Consider the following 21,219-nt stretch of genomic DNA (forward strand, 5'->3'; position numbering starts at 1 on the left):
CTTTTCCCTTCATAAAGGTTTTTAGTTCAGAATTCAATTGGGGATTGGCTATGGAAGCCACATCAGGAGGTATGGGTGCTGTCCTGTTGATTTCCAGCCCAAGGGGTATGACTGGGCTTATGGGTTTTGCAGCCTTCAATTTTGTTGGATCTTCTTTGGGTGCTATGCCGTTTTCTCCAAAATCCTGGTTTGTCTGAATTAACTCAGCCTGTTTTGCCGACAGAACATTTTGTTCTGCCTCACTTTTAAATCCTTCCATCTGATTTGGATCGGCTTCTCCTGTCATTCCAATTGAAGGTGTATTCTTCGAGTACTGTCTGGCCTCGGCCATTACGTCATCTGCGTCGGCTTCGGGGTCTGAGCTCAATTTAATGTCACCGGGTATTCCCTCGTGTGCCCTGCCCCCTGTTTTCTCGCTCCTGAAGTCAGCAGGCTCATTATGCTTTATTTCCTTTACCTTATTGGCAGCGGGCCTGCTCTGCTCCTTCTTTCCGGGAAGTCCTGTAGGCGTGGCAATCTCAGGCATGACAGCCTGAGTCTTTGCCCGCTGTTTCTCAAAGGCACCGTCTGAAACAGCCGTGGCCTGGGAGAATGCATTAACTGCTTCGGTAGGTGGAATGCTTCCCAGCTGATTCAGTATCTTTAAGGGGTCTTCGCCCGATATTTTAACTGCAGGTGCCTTAGCTGCCTGCTTTTGAGCCTTCTCAGTATTTGCAGTGCTTTCAGCCTTGTCTGCTTTTTCAGAGCCTGCGGGAGCTGGAGTTGGGACATCTTCCACAGGTGACACGGCTTCCTGTTTGGCCTGGACATCTTTATTAGCAGTTGCTGTGTCTTCCTTGGGGGAAGCAGGTTTTGATTCTTTATCTGTCTGGGGATTTATTTCACCTTTGGTTTCAGGCTTTGTTGGAAGGGGCTCTTTATTTTGCTGTAAAGTCTCCTGCGGCGAAGAGTTTTCCTTGGCCGGTTCACTCTCTTTTAGGCTTACTTGCTTACCGATATTACTGCCTGCATCGGATTTACTTAAAACAGTGCCGGTATTTCCCCCTGCATCTGATTTATTTAGAGCAGTTTCAGCGTTGGACTTTTCTGCCGTTACCGGAGCAGCCTTTTCCTTTGTTTCCTGCTTTTCAACCTTTTGTTCAGCCGGCCCGGATGCCTCTGACGACCTGCTGTTCAGGTCACCTGAGTCACTTTGTTCCCCGCTTTTTTCCACGGTCTTACTGCCGGCATCCTGCTGCTGTAATCCGGACTGTTGTTTTTCCGATTGCTGCATTTTAGAATCCGTCTGCTTGTCCTGAGTGCCGGGAGTAGTTTCTTTGTCTTGACCAGGTTGGCTGTTTTTTGGAGGTATCTTTTTAATATCGGTAAGCAGCTTAATAACTGCCTGGTTTCCGATGGTTTTCTGTAGGATATTTATATCCTGCTGTGTCAATGAATTGGGCAGTCTTTTGAGACGTTGAATTATTTCTATATAGTTGGGCTGCTTGACTAAAGATTTTTGCCTGGATGATGAGTTCTGAAGGTTTTTATTCTGTGCAGCTGCCGATTTATACGGTGCTCTGGTGTACATCCTTTTCAACTCCTAAAATTTATTCTCCATAAATTTATTCCTATATTGAATAGTAAATTTCGAAGCTGATTTAACACCCGGATTTTTAAAATTTTTTTAAAACTCATTACAGTCGATTAGTTATTTTTACTAAATTTACACTAATTTTAGGTTGTATTATTTGTATTTATTTGATAATCTATATTCGTATAATTCTATACTAATTGAACAATTGTATCATGGCTTTTATCACTATTTGCATCGCTGCCCGGCAGAAAAACAGAGGTTAAATAGAGGTTTAAATGAACAAAAAGAAAAAGTTTGTTATCTTATTCATCTCCTTATTCTTGGTTCTAACAATTGCAATTGCAACCGTACTTATAAATTCCGTCAGAGAGGAATCGGCTCCTATTGATGACAAGTTTGCCCAAAGCGTTGAAAAACCAGACTATCATTTTGCCGTGATAGCGCCGAGTTCATATGACCCCTTCTGGAGCGATGTAAAAAAGGGAGCCTTCAAGGCCGCCAGGGAATTTAATGTTGCAGTTGAATTCAACAGTCCCAGATTCACAAATCTGGATGAAGAACTTCAATATCTCAATATAGCCATTGCGTCAAACGTGGATGGCATTGCAACACATGTTCCCGACGAAACCATGTTTACGCCGGTTATAAACAATGCAATAAAAAACAATATTCCCGTGGTAACTGTTGAGAGTGACGCCAACAACAGCGGGAGAATGGCCTATATAGGAAATAACAATTATGAGGTGGGTACGGTAGGCGGTAAAATGGTTGCTGATGCCACCGACGGAAAATCGAAGGTCGCCATCATTTTAAACGGTTACATCCCTGATGCAGGCGATGTTTCCCAGAACCTTCGCGTCACCGGCTTCAAGGATGCGGTCAAATCCTACAAGGGGAAAGTGGACATAGAAGAAATACGCATTTCAGGCATGGGTATATTCAGTGCCGGTGAAATAGCCAATGAGCTTATAACCAACAATCCCCAGATAAACGCAATCTTTTGTACAAACCCCAGGGATACTCTCGGTGTTACACAGATGGTAGTGGATTTGAACAAGGTCGGCCAGATAAAAGTTGTAGGCTCCGGCAGTTATCCGGAAATACTGAGATATATAGAAAAGAATGTAATATACGGAAGTGTAGTGAGTGATCCGCAGGACATGGGTTACAAAGCCATACGGGCCCTGGTTGAACTGAAGACTGCCAAAAGGACTTCGGCCTATGTAGGTACTGAGGTATATGCTGTTACAAAAGATAATGTGGCTGCCCTTTCTACTGGAGATACAGGTAAATAATGCCAACGGTATTTAATTAAGGATGAATTTATGATAAAATTTTTCAGTAGATTTCTAATAAAAAACAAAATACGAAAAAAACTTATTCTATATTTTATGATCACAACCATCCTAATGGCCGCAGCAAGTTTTTATACCTACTATAATGCCAGAATGTTAATGAGTCAGATGGACTCCCTGTTTATCAGCAACATATCCCTTAACGAACTCCAGGACGCTGTTACAGACGTTCAGCAGTATCTGGAAAGTTATTTGGATACCGAACATTCAGATAGTTTCAGAGGCTTTATAGGTTCAAAAAACAAATTGCAGCAGCTGTCTGAAATTATTACCGAAGAAGCAGACTACAGTTCCAACGGACTTTTGCAAAGAGACATAGCAAACATGATAAACAATTACCTGGATATTGCCTATAATGCTGTTCAGGCAAAGCGTGCCCGTGATATAAACAGGTATACCGCCTATTATAACGATGCAAACAGAGTTTTTGGATATATAGATATGTATATCAACAAGCTTAACAATGAACTGCTCAAAGAGAATACCCAGAGATATCATGTGGTTGCCAGCAGGATAGACATTGTTCAGCTGATAAATATTGCCATAATTCTGGGAGTTATTTTATTTAATCTCGTATTTATTGTACTTATTACTTATAAGACTACAAAGCCTATAATAACTTTATCCCAGGCGGCTGATGAAATTTCAAGAGGTAATTTCGATGTACCTCAGGTAGAATTTGATACCGAGGATGAGATAAGTGTTATGGCCAGTGCCTTTAATAAGATGGCCTCCAGCATACGGGAGCATATTGATACAATTGAGGAACGGGCCTTGCTTCAGAACAAATTGAAGGAGCAGGAGCTTCAGAACCTGATAATGAAAACACATTTGAAGGAAGCCGAACTTCAGGCTCTGCAATCTCAAATCAATCCTCACTTCATATTCAACACACTAAATACCGGCGCACAGATAGCAATGATGGAGGGTGCCGACAAGACCTGTTACTTTATTGAAAATGTTGCAAACCTGTTCAGGTACAACCTTAAGAAACTTGACAGGGCAGTATCCCTGAGTGAGGAAATAAACAACATCAGAACCTACATCTATATACTCAAGACCCGCTTCACCGACAGAGTGGAGTTCATTGAGGATATTGAAGCCGAAAACCTGGATATACAAATGCCCTGCATGATTCTTCAGCCTATTGTTGAAAATGCATTCATTCATGGGATAAGCAACATGGAGTCAGGCGGGAGGATAACCCTGTCGGTAAGGAACAGTAAGACTTATGCAGAAATAACGGTTTCGGATAACGGTAAAGGAATGAACCGGAAAAAAGTTGATCAATTGCTGGGTAAGGCTGAAGAAGCATCTCCGGATGAGCCCAGCGGTATCGAGGCAAAGAAAGGGCATACCACCGGTATCGGTATGGGGAATGTGATCAGCAGGCTTAATATCTTTTATGGCCAGGACAATATTGTCAGTATTGAAAGCAGTCCTGATGAAGGGACCTCGGTATGTCTGAAAATACCTGTCAGTGTAAAGGAGCATGTGAATGTATAAGTTATTGATTGCCGACGATGAGCAGATTGTAATAGATTCTCTTTTCTTTATAGTAAACAAGATCTTTCCCGGCATTTTTTCCATTGAGTCGGCCCGTTCCGGCAGGGAAGCTATTGAAAAAGCGGAAAGATTCATACCGGATATAATTTTCATGGATATAAACATGCCCGGTATAAATGGTATAGAGGCCATCAGGGAACTTCGGAACAAGCTCCTGGACTGTGTATTTATCATCCTTACCGCCTTCGATCAGTTTGACTTCGCCAAAGATGCACTCAAATTGGGTGTTTCGGAATATTTACTCAAGCCTGTTAACAGGGAGAAAATAATCTCAACCCTGCAAAAAAGTATTGATGATATAAAAAAAGAGCGCATAAAGAGGAAGAAGGAACTGGATCTTAAGGAAAAAATGGAAAATATCCTCCCCGTTCTTGAAAATGGCTTTATCTACTCCATGCTTTTTTTGGATGATAATTCTGCAGAATTGGAGAGCTACCGGAATATTTTCGAGATAGAAGAAACCGGAGGTTATATTATGACCGTTGAATTTGCCCAGTCCAATGACTGCGGTAAAATGGTCAACAGAATAGGGCTCAGCATTAAAAGCCAATCCTTCTATCCTTACTTACGAGATATATTAAAAGCCAGATGCAGGTGTTTTGTGGGCCCTGCCATTCTTAACAGGATTATTGTCTATATACCCGCCGAAACCGAGACCGACGAGTACTCAAGAAGGCTTGAGGCGGTCAATATAGCCGAACAAATCCATAGCCAGATATCCCAAAAGGTGGATGCCGACTTCTACATAGGAATAGGACGCTGTTACAGCGGTTTTGACAACATTTACCTCTCCTATGAAGAGTCACTCAGAGCAATACGCTTTATAAACGGAACAGGCATCCTGCATATAATGGACATACCCACTGAGAAAGAGCTTCCGGCTGAGAAATACCCTATTTCAAAAGAGAAACTGTTATTGGAAAAGGTGGCCCTGGGAGAGAGGGAGTCATCTACACAGGCCTTTTGTCATATATTTGAATGGTTGGCGGTGGAATACTATGGATCTGTCAATAAAATAAGGTCCAAGCTCACGGAAATAATGATTCTCATATCCCGGCTGGCCTATGATTATAATATTACCGATAACCTTAGCAGCATTGACTTTATATCCGAGCTTCAAACCCTTGACACTCTCACGGAATTAAAGCACTGGTGCCTTGAAAGAATAGATTATATTACCAAGGGTATCTCGGAATCCAGAGAAAAAAAGACAAATACGCTTATTATAAAAGCTGTTGAATATATAAAGGAAAATTACAGAACCGAAATTACTCTTGAGGAAGTATCAAAGGAAGTCAACATCAGTCCCCACTATTTCAGCAAGCTTTTTAAAGAAGAAATGGGTGAAAATTTTATTGATTACCTTACCAATCTGAGGATCAATGCGGCCAAGGAAATAATGAAGAGCAGTCTGATGAGCGTTAAGGAAATATGTTATGAAATCGGTTATGGTGACCCGAATTATTTCAGCAGGATATTTAAAAAAGCGGTAGGTGTTACACCCACTGAGTACAGGGACAGTATTCTATACATGAATAAGGATGGTGTTTCTTGATGAAGAATTTTCGACTAAGAGCCCTTTTGACAGGTTCAGCCCTTATTTTATCCATGTTTTTTACAGCAGGCTGTTCTTCCTCGTCCGAACAGGACAGACCTGCCGAAAAGAACGGAAAAATTACCATGGGCTTTTCCATGGCAACTTTACAGGAGGAACGCTGGCAGCGGGATATGGATATCCTGGTTGCAAAGGCTAAAACCAAAGGTGCGGAAGTTATCGTACAAAATGCAAATAACAACTCCGATGATCAGATCAAACAGGTCAAATACCTTCTGGATAAAAATATTGATATTCTTTTCATCGTACCCCAGGATTCCGAAAAATCCGCAGAAGCTGTGGATCTTGCCAAAAAGAAGGGTATCAAGGTAATTTGCTATGACCGCCTTATTAAAAATGCCAATGTCGACTTCTATGTATCCTTTGATAATACAAAGGTTGGTGAATACATGGCATCACTCATGGTTTCAAAAGTCCCCATCGGTGACTATATTATAATCAACGGTGCAAAAACCGACTATAATAGTTATATGTATAATGAGGGGTACAAAAATATTCTTAATAAATATATCTATGATAAGTCGATAAAAATAGTTGATGAAATATGGGCAAATGACTGGAGACCGGAAGACTCCTTCAAGTGTGTCGAGAAAGCACTTCAAAGCGGAAAAAAAATTGATGCCATACTGGCAGCAAATGACAGCCTGGCCGGTGCTGCCATAGAGGCGCTCGCCGAGCAGCAATTGGCTGGAAAAGTTTTGGTAGCAGGCCATGATGCCGATATTTCCGGCTGTCAGCGTGTTGCCGAGGGAACTCAGCTGCTGACAATATACAAGCCCATTGATCAACTGGCTGAGAAAGCAGTAGATGTGGCCTTTGGCCTGCTCAAAAATAATTACTATGCGTGCAATACATATATCAGCGACGGGGAAAATGATATACCTTTTGCAAAGGTTGATCCCATAGTGGTTACAAAGGATAATCTGGTTGATACGGTAATAAGTGACGGCTTCCACAGACTTGAGGATGTATATCTCAATGTTCCGCGGAATCAATGGCCGGATAAATAAGCATTATTTTTAAAGGATACAAGTTGTGACCGGAGGTCTGCAGCAACTATGTCAGCCTTTTATGGTTAATATGCTGCGGAGGCTGCTCCAACCAACGGTTTTCAATCAATATATCCAGGCCGTCCTCCGAGTATTTGGCACTGTCCATCGCAGATGCGGAAAAATGCAGCTGAAGGTCATGTCTCATGGCAGTGGCTAAACCTGCCCCGTCCTGAATAATACTTGACCCTATCAGTGTTACTATGTGAAATAGCATGAGTTTATCTGAAAACGGTGAAACAGTAGAATCGGTTACAAAGGAATCAAATGTTGATGGAACCGGAATATTCTCATCGGTAAAAAACTCCACCAATTTTTTAGTCTTTTTAGTTGCGAGCTCCCTTCCCTTGAAGAAATAATCCTTCAGTTTGGCAGAACCTGCCACCTGGCCGAAGGCAGCGATCAAATCACCGCCAACCTTGTTAAATCTCAAATTGGCGAATATTGTAGTTATCTCCTGTGCCAGCAGATTTCTTTTTTGAGCAAACCAACCTCCCGCAAAGAAATCCTGAGTATCGATAAAGTCTATATTTTTTGTAAACTCAATCCTTGGTGATTTAATAAAAAGCCCCTGCTTCTGTAAGGTATCCACCGTCATATTGTATAATTCAACCGATTCCCGTATACATGAGGAAAAGAAATTCCTGATATCGATCCTGGAGCTGTGATTTAAAATCAAAGTATAATTGTTCATCCCTATCATGCCCATATTCAGCAAATAGAAAAGATAAAAGGGGTCGGTGAACAATTTGGGGGCGTCAAGGTCAACGTCCTCCCGGGTGAAGCCTTCTGGCACCGTAAGTCCATCTTTTTCGAATATACCGGAAATCAGATTTATATGCTCTCTTGACATATCTTCGGCGTATTTAAGAATAAAATGTATTTCGGTATCATTGAGTGTTTTTATAAAATGCTCCAATACACAAATTGCTAAAGAATCATACATATAAGTTGACCAAAGTCCTGAAACTTCAGACGATAAGATATCCAGCCTGGTTTTATCCTGCATGTTGTTCCCTCCATATTAAATATTGACCGTATTAGTATTTTCCTAAATTTGTACAAGTATGTAATAAGAATGTTCAGCCTTACTTAAATTGTCATTAAAAAAATGCTAATATTTACAGGTATAATTTTTACCATCACAATTATAGTAAGACCTTAGTAATTCTCTCTAGCGACTTTAATCCCCCTCTGATATATCCTGTTAGTGTATCTGCAACAGCTGCCTGCTGCAGCCTGTTGCAAAAGAAAATATTACATTTCGGGAGGATTGTATATGAAAAAATCAGTACGTATAGCTGCTATGGCTTTAGCAGGTATTATGTCAATCTCGCTTTTTGCAGGCTGTGGTGCCAGCAATTCGGCAAGCAACGGTTCAGCAAGCGGAAACTCAGCAGCTTCATCGGCCGACAAGAAAATTAAAATCGGACTGTCTCTTCCTACGCAACAGGAGGAAAGATGGGTCAGAGACAAAGCCACCATGGAAGAAGCTGCTAAAAAAGCAGGGGTTGATATTGCTGTTCAGGTTGCAAACATGGATGCTGCAAAGCAGGATTCACAGGTTGAAAATCTGATTTCACAGGGTATCGATATATTAATTCTTGCTCCTCACGATGCCAAGGCGGCCGCTTCCACAGTTGACAAGGCTCACAAGGCCGGAATAAAGGTTATCGCCTACGATAGGCTTATAACAGGTACTGATATTGACGTTTATATGTCATTTGACAACGTAAAGGTTGGAGAACTTCAGGGAAAATGGTTAACCGAACATTTAGATAAAGGTAATATTGTCTGGCTGGCCGGTGCTCCTACAGATAATAACGCAACACTCTTCAAACAGGGTGCTGCCAAATATCTGCAGCCCAAGATAGACAGCGGAGATTACAAGGTCGTTATGGAACAGCCGGTTGTGGACTGGAAGCCTGACAACGCACTTAAATTGATGGAAAATGCATTAACTGCCAATAACAATAATATTCAGGGAGTTCTTGCTCCGAACGACGGAACTGCCGGCGGATGTATCCAGGCTTTGGCTGCTCAGGGACTGGCCGGTAAGGTACCCATAACCGGACAGGATTCGGAACTTTCGGCTGCCAAGAGAATTATTGAAGGCACCCAGGGAATGACAGTGTTCAAGGATACCAGAAAACTTGGTGAAGCAGCTGTTGAAGCAGCTATAAAAATGGTGAAAGGTGAAGATCCGGGAGCCAACGATAAAGTGAACAATGAAAAGATGGATGTACCATCAATTCTGCTGGCTGCCGAAGCAGTTGACAAGGACAATATCGACAAGATCCTTATAGATAGTGGTTACCTCAAGAAAGAAGACGTTTACGGCAAATAATATAAAGCACTGAAATTTTTATGGGGGAATGGCAGCTACGTTATTCCCCCATAAAAACTTTAAAGTGGAAATAAGGAAGCCCATTCTGGAGGTCATTATGAGCGAGTATATATTGGAAATGAAGAATATTACCAAAGAGTTTCCGGGGGTCAGAGCACTGGACGATGTTACCTTCAAGGTTAAAAAAGGTGAAATTCATGCGCTGTGCGGAGAAAACGGAGCAGGAAAATCAACTCTTATGAAGGTTCTCAGCGGAGTTTATCCCACCGGCACTTATACGGGTGAAATAATAGTGAAAGGCAGTACACAGAGCTATTCCGGTATAAAAGACAGTGAAAGGGCAGGAATAGCTATTATTTATCAGGAACTTGCTCTCGTCAAACAAATGAGCGTATGCGAAAATATTTTCCTCGGCAATGAAAAAGTTAAAAAGACCGGTCTTATCGACTGGGACAAATCCTATGCGGAAAGCCAGAAAGTCCTTAATGAGGTAAGACTTAATATAAACCCTAATACCAAGGTATTAAATCTTGGTATCGGCCAGCAGCAACTGGTTGAAATTGCAAAGGCAATTGCCAAGAAGGCCGAGATCCTTATTCTTGATGAGCCGTCTGCTGCGCTGACAGAGTCGGAAACGGAAAATCTGTTACAAATACTTAAGGAATTAAAATCCAAGGGTGTAACATGCATATATATTTCACACAAGCTTAATGAAGTCTTTGAAATAGCTGATAACATTACCATTCTCCGTGACGGAAAAACAGTCGGAACTGAACCTGCAAGTGAAATTACTGAAAACAAGGTCATAGCCAAAATGGTCGGACGTGAATTAACCCAGCGTTTTCCAAGAAAAGAGCACAAACCCGGACAGGTTGTTATGGAAGTTAAGAATTGGAATGTTCACAACCCCGATCTGCCTGAACTGAAGCTCATTGACAATGCGAGCTTTAAAGTCCGCAAGGGAGAAATACTGGGTATAGCGGGACTTATGGGAGCCGGCAGGACAGAACTGGTTATGAGTATTTTCGGAGCGTATGGGACCAATGTCAGCGGAGAATTGATACTGGAAGGCAAAAAGGTTTCAATAAAAAACCCAAAACAGGCCATTAAATCCGGTATAAGCTATGTCTCTGAGGACAGAAAACGCTATGGGCTGGTTCTTGGAATGGATATAAAAAACAATGTTACATTATCAAGTCTTGAAGCTATTTCAAAATTAACACTGATCAACAGCAATGAAGTAATAAAAAATACCAATCAATACGTTGATGACTTGAGGATAAAAACTCCGAGCATTGAGCAGAAAGCCTCGAATCTCAGCGGCGGTAACCAGCAAAAGGTTGTACTTGCAAAATGGCTTATGACAAAGCCCAAAATTCTGATTATGGATGAACCTACTCGTGGTATAGATGTAGGCGCTAAATTTGAAATATATAACATTATGAACAAGTTGATCGACGAGGGTGTGTGCATTATCATGATATCCTCCGAGCTCCCTGAAATACTTGGAATGAGTGACAGAATCCTTGTTATGCATGAAGGCCGCCTCACAAAAGAATTTAACTGGGAAGAAGCAACTCAAGAGAATATTTTAACTTATGCCACAGGAGGAATGTAATATGGGAAATGCAGAAATAAACACCATTGCAAAAAATAATCAGACTGCTTTGGGTCATACCAAATCAATCAGAGAAATATTAGTGGGCACACTTAAGGGAAATATGCGCCAGTACACAATGATACTGGCCCTGTTGGTCATCTGGGGTTTCTTCACAATTGTCACAGATGGAATATTTATTTCCTCAAGAAACCTGTCCAACCTGTTTTTGCAGTGTGCCGCAACCGCCATAGCTGCCTGCGGTATGGTTCTTGTAATGGTGGCCGGCCACATTGACCTTTCAGTCGGTTCCTTTGTCGGTTTGACAGGAGCAATAGCCGCCCAGTTAATGGTTAAAGCTCATATGGGTACAATAGAAACCATTGCCATCACTATCGGTATCGGACTTCTACTGGGTCTTTTCCAGGGCTTCTGGGTCGCCTATGGAAAAGTGCCGGCCTTCATAGTAACACTTGCCGGCCTTCTGGCTTTCAGAGGCGGTGTCATTGCAATTACAGGAGGTAACTCCATCGCACCCATGAATGATACCTTTAAAGCCATTGGACAGGGTTATCTGCCAAAAATAAATCCAGGCCTCCCCTTTAGCGATACCAGCGCTTTAATAGGTGTGGTTTTCATTATATGTTACCTGGTTTTTGAAATAAACAAGAGAAGATCCAGAATAAAATACGGCTTCGAAGTGCTTCCAATGTCCCTGCAAATCGCAAAAATGGTAGGCTTTTCACTGCTGATTGCCCTGGTTATCGGAATAATGGCAAGCTACATGGGTATACCATATGCAATATTACTCTTAATCGCAATAATAGTAATATTTACAGTAATTGCCGAAAAATCGACCTTTGGACGTCACATATATGCCATAGGCGGTAACAAGGAAGCCGCAAGACTTTCCGGTATAAACATAAACAAGGTAAACCTGGGCATTTTCGTTTTGATGGGACTGCTCTCCACTATAGCAGGTATCGTGTATACTGCAAGGCTTAATGCTGCAACAGGTTCGGCAGGAACAAACATGGAACTGGATGCCATCGCATCGGCGGTTATCGGCGGAACCAGTACCCTTGGCGGTGCCGGAACAATCGCAGGTTGTATCATAGGTGCTCTTGTCATGGGAAGCCTCGACAACGGTATGAGCCTTATGAATGCCAATGTATCTGCCCAGTACATCGTTAAAGGCTTGATACTTCTTTTGGCGGTTTGGTTTGATATTAAGTTCAGCAAGAGGTCATAAATTCAAGGTTTCATTACAGTATTCACCAAAAGGCGGGGGACGTAATATGGATTGGTTAAATTCTGTTACCTCCCCTGTTTGAATATTTCCTCATGGTTAGTATGAGTTTTCCCGCACTGCAGCGGGACATGGAGGGTAGAAACATGACTTCCCCATCACGCAGAAAATTTAATGTCCGCACAAAGATATTAGCTTGCCTTTTACCCATCGTTATGGCATTAATCGCAGTAAACATAGCAGGACAAGCAGTTTACACCAAAAATATGAATAAATATACTTCCTTGCTGGACAATCTTACCAGGGAAAACAAGGTTGTCAATTCTTCAATTGCCATACTTGATCCTTTGCGTACAATTATCATGAACCCAAGCAATGAAGCTATTCTGGATGAACTGGCCGGATATAGAAAAGCTGCTGCTTCCGACCTGGATATCATACTCGCAAATACATATCCTTCAACAAAATCGGCAACAGACAACTTTATAAACACGACAAAAAAGTTTCTGGAAGAATTCGACAGAACCTTGGAGGCTGCTAAATCCGGTGACGTTAAGGCAACAGAAAACTTTAATTCCACCTCAAGGACTGCGGAATATGTAAAGGAAAACTTTTCTCTGCTCATTCTTGCAGAGCTTGAAAACAGCAAACAAATCAGAGCCGACATCGACAGAAACTACTCTATTACTTTATCAATCTCAATAATACTGCTGGCAGTCATAATTATTGCAGGGATCGCCGCAGTACTGGCAGTAGCAAGAAATATAGTCAATCCGCTGAAAAAGCTTATCAAGGTCAGTGAAAAAATTGCGGCAGGTGATTTAACTTCCGAAGAAATATTCGTTGATTCCCGGGATGAGATATCCTCCCTGTCAAATGTATTCTACTCAATGCACAAGGGTCTTAAAGAGCTGTTATTGGTCATATCTTCAAGTGCCTTGAATATTTCAGGCACCTTTGAAAAGCTGGATACAGTTTTCAAGGACAGCCTGCTTGCAAATAAAGAATTGTCGGCGCTCATTGAACGTAACTCCGGACAGGCCGGTAATCAAACTTCTCTTGTAAATGGCACCTCCGGAGACATCAGTTCGGTTTTTGATTCCATCAAAGTTATGTTCCAGGAGACGGGCGCAATGGTAACCAGTGCCGAGAAGGCGCTTAGCACCTCTGTCCAGGGTCAAACAAAGCTTCAGAATGTTATTGATAACACCAATAGCGTAAAGAGCACCATGTTTGATTTGAATTCAATGGCAGGCGAGCTGGAATCCTACTCTGTCAAGATTGGGAAAATTATCGGCATAATAAACGGCATTTCGGAACAAACCAATTTGCTGGCTTTAAACGCCGCTATCGAAGCAGCCAGGGCGGGAGACTCCGGAAAAGGTTTTGCTGTAGTGGCTGAACAGGTCAAGCTTCTGGCCGAACAGTCAAAGGCTTCATCAAATGAGATTACGAAAATTATTTCACAAATCCAGCATCAGATCACCGCAATGCGGAATGGTGTGGAAACAAGCACCTCTGCCATAAGCGAAAGCTCAAGGATCATTGATGATGAAAAGACGGTATTCCGTGAAATTATATCCTTGAATGAAACGGTAAACAAGCAGGTACAAACAGTCAACTTCAAATTGACAGAAGCAAAGGATAGAATATCCCATATAGACGATACCACACACACTATTGCTGATTATGCAAACGAGCTGGCATCAAGCTCTTCCCAAGCTTTGGCATCAATTGAAGAACAATGGGCCCTCAACGAGGAAATATCGGGCTGTACCTCAAAGCTCCGGGAACTGTCTCTGGAATTTGATAAAGTTATACACAGGTTTAAACTCTCATAGCACAGATTATTTCTTTCAATTTTTCATTCTTCCTTATTTGCCACTTTTGGCACAGACTACCAGTCTGCGGGAGCGAAAGCTCCCTTGTTTTTTTCCTTAGTATGGGAACTCACAGCGCCCCCCATTGACGCTGCCAAAAAATGCATTCCACCTTTGTCCTTGTGGAATTGATCAAAATGTTATAGTATGGTAAATATAGCTTGTTTAATGTAACCTGCAAATATTTTATCAGGGGTGGTTTAATGGGAAACGGATACCAGGATATTATTAACAGCATAATCAGCGGTGATTGTAAGGATCCTCACGTTTTTCTGGGCATGCATGTTGTTGACGGCAAAGGAAGAAAAAAAGACATTGCAGTCAGAGTTTATCATCCTGACGCGGCGCTTATTGAGCTGCTGGAGGTCTCTGAAAACACCTTCCATCCAGTCCCCCCCAAATATGAAAATGGAATTTTTGAAATAACCTTTCCCAACAGAAAGGACTTATTTGAATATCAGCTGAAAATAACCGACCGGGCAGGCAACAGTTATCTGACTCATGATCCCTACAGCTTCTGGCCGGTCATATCGGAATATGATATTTACCTTTACAGCCAGGGAAATCACCATAGAATATTTGAAAAACTTGGTGCCCACATCACCACCATTGGAAATGTATCAGGCACACTCTTTTCAGTATGGGCCCCCTGTGCCGGAAGAGTAAGCGTCATAGGCAGCTTCAACCAGTGGGACGGGCGGCGGCATCAAATGAGACAGTTGGGTGCCTCAGGCATCTGGGAGCTGTTCATACCCCTTGTGGGCCGCGGTGACATGTATAAATTCGAAATAAAAACCCAGACAGGGCAAGTATTGGCCAAGGCAGACCCCTATGCCTATTATGCGGAAAAACGGCCTGCAAAGGCATCCATTGTATATGACATAGATAACTACTCGTGGAATGATTCCGCCTGGCTGGAACACAGGGCGGACACCAATGTTTTTTCTTCACCGGTTTCAATATATGAACTGCATCTTGGAACCTGGTCCACCCTGTCCGAACCTGACCAAAACGGCGATATTTTTCTTGACTACAGGACTCTTGCCAACAGGCTGATTCCTTATATAGAATATATGGGCTATACGCATATAGAGCTGCTGCCCGTGACAGAACACCCCTTTGACGGTTCCTGGGGCTATCAGGTCACTGGGTATTACGCTGCTACAAGCCGATATGGCACACCGGAAGACTTTATGTATCTGGTGGATTTATGCCATCAAAACGGCATAGGAGTAATTCTGGACTGGGTACCTGCCCATTTCCCAAAGGATGCACACGGCCTGGCCCGTTTTGACGGTACGGCGGTATACGAACATGAAGACCCACGGCAGGGAGAGCATCCCGAGTGGGGAACCCTGGTATTCAACCATGGGAGAAACGAAGTCAGAAACTTTTTGATATCCAATGCCGTTTTCTGGTTTGAAAAATATCATATAGACGGTTTGAGAGTGGACGCTGTTGCTTCAATGATTTACCTGGACTACGCAAAAAAACCCGATCAATGGATTCCCAATAAATATGGCGGAAATATGAACCTGGAGGCCATGGATTTCTTAAAGCAGCTCAACACTACTGTTTTCAGCTACTTTAAGGGCATAATGATGATTGCCGAGGAATCCTCCTCATGGCCCATGATAACAAAACCTCCATATATGGGAGGCCTGGGCTTCACCTTTAAATGGAATATGGGCTGGATGAATGATTTTCTCAAGTATGTAAGCATGGACCCCATATACCGAAAATATCACCACAACCTCATAACCTTCTCCATAATGTATGCCTTCAGTGAGAATTATGTTCTTGTTCTCTCACATGACGAAGTGGTTCACGGCAAATGCTCCATGCTGAACAAAATGCCTGGTGATTACTGGCAGAAGTTTGCCGGACTAAGAGTAACCTATGGTTATACCTTTGGGCACCCGGGTAAAAAACTGCTCTTTATGGGAAGCGAATTCGGTCAGTTTATCGAGTGGAATGATCATCAGGGACTCGACTGGCATCTGCTGGACTATGAAATGCACAAGAAAATGCAGACCTTTGTCCGTGATCTGAATAATTTATATGTGAACGAAAAGGCTCTTTATCAGGTTGATTTCAGCTATGACGGCTTTGAATGGATTGACTGCAATGACAACGACCACAGCGTGGTTTCCTTTATGCGGAAGGGTACAGACTTTCATGATATGCTGATTTTCGTCTGTAATTTTACCCCTGCGGTTAATGACAACTACTGCATAGGAGCGCCCTTTGAGCTGGACTATGAGCTGGTGCTGAACAGCAATTTCGAAAAATACGGCGGTTATGAACAGGACTGTGAAAATATAATATACAAAACAGAACAGGAACCTCTGCACGGAAGACCCTGCAGATTGAGACTTACCCTTCCGCCCTTGAGCGTACTGGTTTTTAGGCCGCTGTTTGCGAAGGAGGAAGTTTGTGAAGGGGCTGTTTCAGGACAAGACAATTGATAATAATGTACTACTGATAATAGTGCGCCAGTGCAACATCAAAAATGAGAAGCTCTATTAAAAGTAGGTGCCTGAAATTGCAGGCAAAACGCAGGTATTTAAATTGTGTTAGTCTTGTGACACGATCCGTTATTTACCCTTTAGGAGTCAGCTTTTTCAGACTTTCCACAAGATACTCATTATCCTCTTTTGACTTTACCGCGATCCTGAAAAAGGAATTATCCAGGCCCACAAAGTTATCACAGGAGCGGATCAGTATTCCATATTTCAAAAGTTCCCTGCTTAAAGCTTTATTTTCTGTTCTGAACAATATAAAATTTGCGCAGGAAGCAAAAACTTCAAAACCAAGGGATCTCAATTCAAGTGTAAGTTTTTCCCTGTTTTCTTTTATCAACTTCTTAGTCCTATGTATGTAATCCGTTTCCTTCAATGCAGCAGTTCCGCATAGCTGTGCCACAGACGATACACTCCAGGGCTGTCCGGCCCTTCCAAGCCGTTGGATTATGTCTTTGTCGGAGCACATGGCATAGCCCAGGCGTATTCCTGCCATTGCGTATATCTTGGTAAAGGCTTTTAATACTATCACATTATCATAAGCATGGAGACAATCGACTATGCTGAATTCACCTGCATTTTCAAGAAAATCAATAAAGCATTCATCCACTGCCAATATGGTTTTATTCTCCCTGCACTTTTCAGCCAAAGCTAAAACCAATTTTTTATCTGTCAAATTACCCGTAGGATTGTTGGGATTGCACAGGAACATAAGATCAATACCCGGGCCGACTTCATCAAGAATATCTTTACCAGCATTAAAGCCGTTGCCCTTATGAAGATAATAATATTTGATATTGCTGCCGGCAGCCCTCACAGCCTCCTCGTACTCCGAAAAGGTTGGTGCCGTAACCACAGTAATTCCCGGCCTGACAGCCTCTGCAATCCTGTATATTATATCGGCAGCACCACTCCCGCAAAGTATATAACTCTCAGGTACATTTTCATGCAGGGCTATTTCTTTTACCAACTCCCTGCACAGGGGATCGGGATAATTGCTGAAATCATCCAGGTTTTCGATTACAGCGTTTTTAACGCCCTCGGGTAAGCCCAGAGGGTTGATATTTGCCGAAAAGTCTATCAGTCTTATATTACCGGCTATTTTTCCATAACTGTATATATCACCGCCGTGAATCTGCCTGCTCATTTTACCTCCACAGTTTTGCGTTCAAGTCAGGTATCGTTCTTGGTTTAAAGCCTTTGAACCGCTTCCGGTTAACATTATCGGCTTTCACACAATAAGAATAATAATCAGTCTCAGCAGGCTGAGGACAGCTGCAGATATGACCGCAGTAGTGTACATAAGCCTGTTGGCTCTTGGTATGTCATCTATTTGAATATTCCTTATATTATCTCCGATGGTAGGCTTCTTTACAAGCTTACCGAAATAATATGCATCTCCGGCCAGCCGGACTTTCAGTGCACCTGCGCAAACAGCTTCAGTCCTGGCGCTGTTGGGACTGGAATGGTTTCTTCTGTCCCTTTTATAAATTCTAAAGGCATTTACAAAATCCAGCCTGTTCAGGAAACTTGCCAGGATCATTACATATGCCGAAAATATAGCCGGTATGAAATTCATCACATCGTCAAGCCTTGCCGCAAACCTCCCGAAATAAAGATACTTTTCATTTTTGTACCCGATCATTGAATCCAATGTGTTAACTGCCTTGTATAAAAAGCCCAGAGGGGCTCCCCAAATCATCAGAAATATCAACGGGGCCACAACCCCATCGGAAGTGTTTTCTGCAACGGTTTCAACAGCAGCTTTTGTAATTCCGTCCTCCGTCAGGTTTTCAGTGTCCCGTCCCACTATCCAGGAAAGGTATTTTCTTGCGTTGGGCAAATCCCCGTTTTCAAGCTGATAATATACTCTCATGCTCTCTGTCCTCAGGCATTTTGTTGCCAATATCTGGTAGCAGAATATTGATGAAATGACAACTTCCAGCACTGGACTGAGCCTTGCTGCAAAATATAATACAGTAAACGGAACAGCGAAAGAAATGGCGGTTACCAGTATTGTCAATGCCATACCGCCAAGAAATTCACCCTTTTGTGTGCCCGGCAGCAGCTTCCTTAGAAAACTTTCTCCTTTTGATATCATCCACCCAATAAACCTTACCGGATGGGGCAGCCACTGCGGGTCTCCGAATATTAAATCCAATATGAAACCGATAATGACGGCGATCAGTAAATTCATTTGCCAGGACCTCTATGTGATATTTATTTAAACAAACTGTAAAATACCATTTTATCAGTTTTCTCTGGGTGATACCAGATACAATAATGCATTGACTATGGCAGCCGCCACATTGCTGCCGCCCTTTCTGCCCCTGGCAACAATATACGGAATATCCAGCTGCAGGATCAGTTCCTTTGACTCGACAACATTGACAAAACCCACAGGAACGCCGATTATAAGCGCCGGAAGTATCCTTTCTTCCCTTATCAGCTGTTCAAGTTCCATCAAAGCAGTGGGCGCATTACCGATAGCAAATATTAGAGGTTTCTTAATTTCAGCGGCTTTTCTCATTGAAACGGCTGCCCTTGTTATGCCCTGGTCTGCTGCCTTTTCTGCCACATCCTGGTCGGACATGAAGCACCTTACCTCACATCCGCATCTCTTTAGCGCCTCTTTATTTATTCCCGCCATAGCCATCTGCGTATCCGTAACAATACAAATTCCTTTCTTGATAGCGGCAATGGCCTTATCCATCGCATCCTTGGAAAAACATAAATTATCTGCATACTCAAAATCAGCAGTTGTATGAATAACCCTCTTTATTACCGGTTCCTGCTGCCTGTCAAAAATCCTGCCGGCAAGTTCCCGGCTTATTATTTCAAAGCTTTTCATTTCAATTTCCATGGGTTTCATTATATTCATCCCTATACCTGTTGCCTTTCTATATGCCTTCCTCGATAATTCTGTATATATATTTCATATCCAATGCCTGACGCAAGGCATCGGCAAGCAAATCGTACTGTCTTTCCTTATATTCATTTAGATTGAAGGTCTTATTTTTAACATATTTCAGTCCTTTTTCCCTCATCAGCGCATCTGCTATTTCAAAAAGCACATCCTCACTGTCAAAGATTCCATGTACATACGTTCCGTATACATTACCTCCATACATTCCGTCAGGCTTCATCACTCCGTCAGTTTCAACAAGTCGGGAGAGATACGGTATGATATGGGGTTCACCGCTTTTGCCGCCCCTGCCCCCTGCTCCCTCCGTCAAACAGGTCTGGCCCATATGTATTTCATAACCCTGGAAGGTCTTCCCTGTCAATCCTTTAAATATCCCCTTGACATCTGCAAAAGTTCCTGTGACTCTCGATCTGGTTTTCTGATGTTCAAATACAGTCTTTGCTTTCAGCAGACCCATGCCGCGGATTTCGCCTCCCTGTTCAACACCGTACGGGTCGGAGATGGTGTCGCACAGCATTTGATAACCCCCGCAGATGCCTATTACCGGCTTATTTTGGGCAGCATGCTTTAGGATACTTGACTCCATTCCGTTCTCCCTCATCCATTTTAAATCAGCTATGGTGTTCTTACTGCCTGGTATAATTATCAAATCGGGGCTGCCAAGTTCACCGACACTTGCCGCATATCTCACAGATGCACATTCTATATGTTCCAGAGAGTTAAAATCGGTAAAATTTGAGATTCTCGGCAGTCTGATAACTGCAATGTCAATAAGTCCGGGGGATTGACGGTTTTTGAACCTCTCAGTGAGGCTGTCCTCATCATCTATATCAACCGAAAGATAAGGCACGACACCTATCACAGGTATATGTATGAGTTCCTCCAGCATATCCAGGCCAGGTCTGAGGATTTCCGGATCACCTCTGAATTTATTTATTATGGTCCCCTTTACATACTTTCTTTCCGATTCGTCCAGCAGCATAACCGTGCCGAACAAGGAGGCAAACACGCCTCCCCTGTCTATGTCACCTGCAATCAACACAGGGGCCTTCACCATCTGAGCCATACCCATATTGACAATATCCGCCTGTTTCAGATTAATTTCCGCAGGACTGCCCGCTCCTTCGATCACAATTATGTCATTTTCCCGGGAAAGGCTTTCATAAGCCTCCATTATACCGGGTATCAGCTGTTGTTTATATTTAAAGTACTCGGCGGCAGCCATGTTTCCTATGGGGCTGCCGTTTACTATTACCTGTGAGCCCTTGTCACTGGTGGGTTTAAGTAAAATAGGATTCATCCTTATATCAGGAGCCTTTTTTGCAGCTTCTGCCTGGACCACCTGGGCCCGGCCCATTTCATATCCGTCGGCAGTGATAAATGAGTTCAGAGCCATATTCTGAGACTTGAAGGGCGCCACCCTGTAGCCATCCTGTACGAATATACGGCACAATCCCGCCACCAGCAGGCTTTTTCCCGCATTCGACATTGTGCCTTGAATCATTAGTGACTTCGTCATAACTTTATCCTTATCCTT

Annotated in this window: 14 protein-coding genes and 1 pseudogene; 9 read left to right on the forward strand and 6 right to left on the reverse strand. The window is 42.7% G+C overall.

All coding sequences use genetic code 11. The features are described 5' to 3' along the window. Nucleotides 1-1,570 (reverse strand): annotated as a pseudogene (locus CTER_RS05740) (hypothetical protein); the annotation flags it as partial. A gap of 281 nt (nucleotides 1,571-1,851) precedes the next feature. Here CTER_RS05740 and CTER_RS05745 point away from each other — a divergent pair. From CTER_RS05745 to CTER_RS05760, 4 genes are read left to right on the forward strand one after another with little or no spacing between them, the layout of a single operon-like run. Continuing rightward, complete coding sequence (locus CTER_RS05745; protein ID WP_004624476.1) at nucleotides 1,852-2,871, forward strand: substrate-binding domain-containing protein; 1,020 nt, start codon at nucleotides 1,852-1,854, stop codon at nucleotides 2,869-2,871. Between the two features lie 30 nt (nucleotides 2,872-2,901). Continuing rightward, nucleotides 2,902-4,437, forward strand: a complete 1,536-nt coding sequence (locus tag CTER_RS05750; RefSeq protein ID WP_004624444.1) for a sensor histidine kinase — start codon at nucleotides 2,902-2,904, stop codon at nucleotides 4,435-4,437. Then, nucleotides 4,430-6,052: a response regulator gene (locus CTER_RS05755; protein ID WP_004624403.1), complete on the forward strand. Its 1,623-nt coding sequence runs from the start codon at nucleotides 4,430-4,432 to the stop codon at nucleotides 6,050-6,052. The genes CTER_RS05750 and CTER_RS05755 overlap by 8 nt, the downstream gene beginning before the upstream one ends. Beyond that, entirely contained in the window at nucleotides 6,052-7,122 is a 1,071-nt protein-coding gene (locus tag CTER_RS05760) for a sugar ABC transporter substrate-binding protein (protein WP_004624429.1), read from the forward strand. Before CTER_RS05755 ends, CTER_RS05760 begins: the two co-directional genes overlap by 1 nt. Nucleotides 7,123-7,168: 46 nt before the next feature. On the opposite strand, the gene CTER_RS05765 is transcribed toward CTER_RS05760, so the two are convergent. Continuing rightward, nucleotides 7,169-8,170 carry a DUF3231 family protein gene (locus tag CTER_RS05765; protein ID WP_004624314.1) on the reverse strand — a complete coding sequence of 334 codons (1,002 nt, stop codon included), beginning with the start codon at nucleotides 8,168-8,170 and terminating at the stop codon, nucleotides 7,169-7,171. 270 nt (nucleotides 8,171-8,440) lie between these two features. On the opposite strand from CTER_RS05765, the gene CTER_RS05770 reads away from it, so the two are divergent. From CTER_RS05770 to glgB, 5 genes are all read left to right on the forward strand, one after another. Then, on the forward strand, nucleotides 8,441-9,508 hold the full coding sequence (locus CTER_RS05770) for a sugar ABC transporter substrate-binding protein (protein WP_004624378.1): 1,068 nt from the start codon (nucleotides 8,441-8,443) through the stop codon (nucleotides 9,506-9,508). Between the two features lie 97 nt (nucleotides 9,509-9,605). Beyond that, on the forward strand, nucleotides 9,606-11,126 hold the full coding sequence (locus CTER_RS05775; protein ID WP_004624395.1) for a xylose ABC transporter ATP-binding protein: 1,521 nt from the start codon (nucleotides 9,606-9,608) through the stop codon (nucleotides 11,124-11,126). 1 nt (nucleotide 11,127) lies between these two features. Then, nucleotides 11,128-12,357, forward strand: coding sequence for a sugar ABC transporter permease (locus tag CTER_RS05780; protein ID WP_004624442.1), 1,230 nt, complete (start codon nucleotides 11,128-11,130; stop codon nucleotides 12,355-12,357). Between the two features lie 143 nt (nucleotides 12,358-12,500). Then, on the forward strand, nucleotides 12,501-14,195 hold the full coding sequence (locus tag CTER_RS05785) for a methyl-accepting chemotaxis protein (protein WP_004624370.1): 1,695 nt from the start codon (nucleotides 12,501-12,503) through the stop codon (nucleotides 14,193-14,195). A 242-nt stretch (nucleotides 14,196-14,437) separates the two neighbouring features. Beyond that, a complete protein-coding gene (gene glgB, locus CTER_RS05790) occupies nucleotides 14,438-16,702 on the forward strand; it encodes a 1,4-alpha-glucan branching protein GlgB (protein ID WP_004624477.1) in 2,265 nt (754 codons plus the stop codon). A gap of 133 nt (nucleotides 16,703-16,835) precedes the next feature. Here the strand turns inward: glgB and cobD are convergent, their stop codons facing one another. The 4 genes from cobD to CTER_RS05810 form a co-directional block, all read right to left on the reverse strand. Further along, on the reverse strand, nucleotides 16,836-17,903 hold the full coding sequence (gene cobD / locus CTER_RS05795; protein WP_004624474.1) for a threonine-phosphate decarboxylase CobD: 1,068 nt from the start codon (nucleotides 17,901-17,903) through the stop codon (nucleotides 16,836-16,838). Between the two features lie 84 nt (nucleotides 17,904-17,987). After that, a complete protein-coding gene (gene cbiB, locus CTER_RS05800; protein WP_004624331.1) occupies nucleotides 17,988-18,953 on the reverse strand; it encodes an adenosylcobinamide-phosphate synthase CbiB in 966 nt (321 codons plus the stop codon). 54 nt (nucleotides 18,954-19,007) lie between these two features. Next, nucleotides 19,008-19,637, reverse strand: coding sequence for a precorrin-8X methylmutase (locus CTER_RS05805; protein ID WP_004624351.1), 630 nt, complete (start codon nucleotides 19,635-19,637; stop codon nucleotides 19,008-19,010). Between the two features lie 19 nt (nucleotides 19,638-19,656). Further along, a complete protein-coding gene (locus CTER_RS05810) occupies nucleotides 19,657-21,201 on the reverse strand; it encodes a cobyric acid synthase (RefSeq protein ID WP_004624312.1) in 1,545 nt (514 codons plus the stop codon). Nucleotides 21,202-21,219 lie beyond the last annotated feature (18 nt).

This window comes from Ruminiclostridium cellobioparum subsp. termitidis CT1112 (genome assembly GCF_000350485.1).
In the GTDB taxonomy this organism is placed as follows: domain Bacteria; phylum Bacillota; class Clostridia; order Acetivibrionales; family DSM-1351; genus Ruminiclostridium; species Ruminiclostridium termitidis.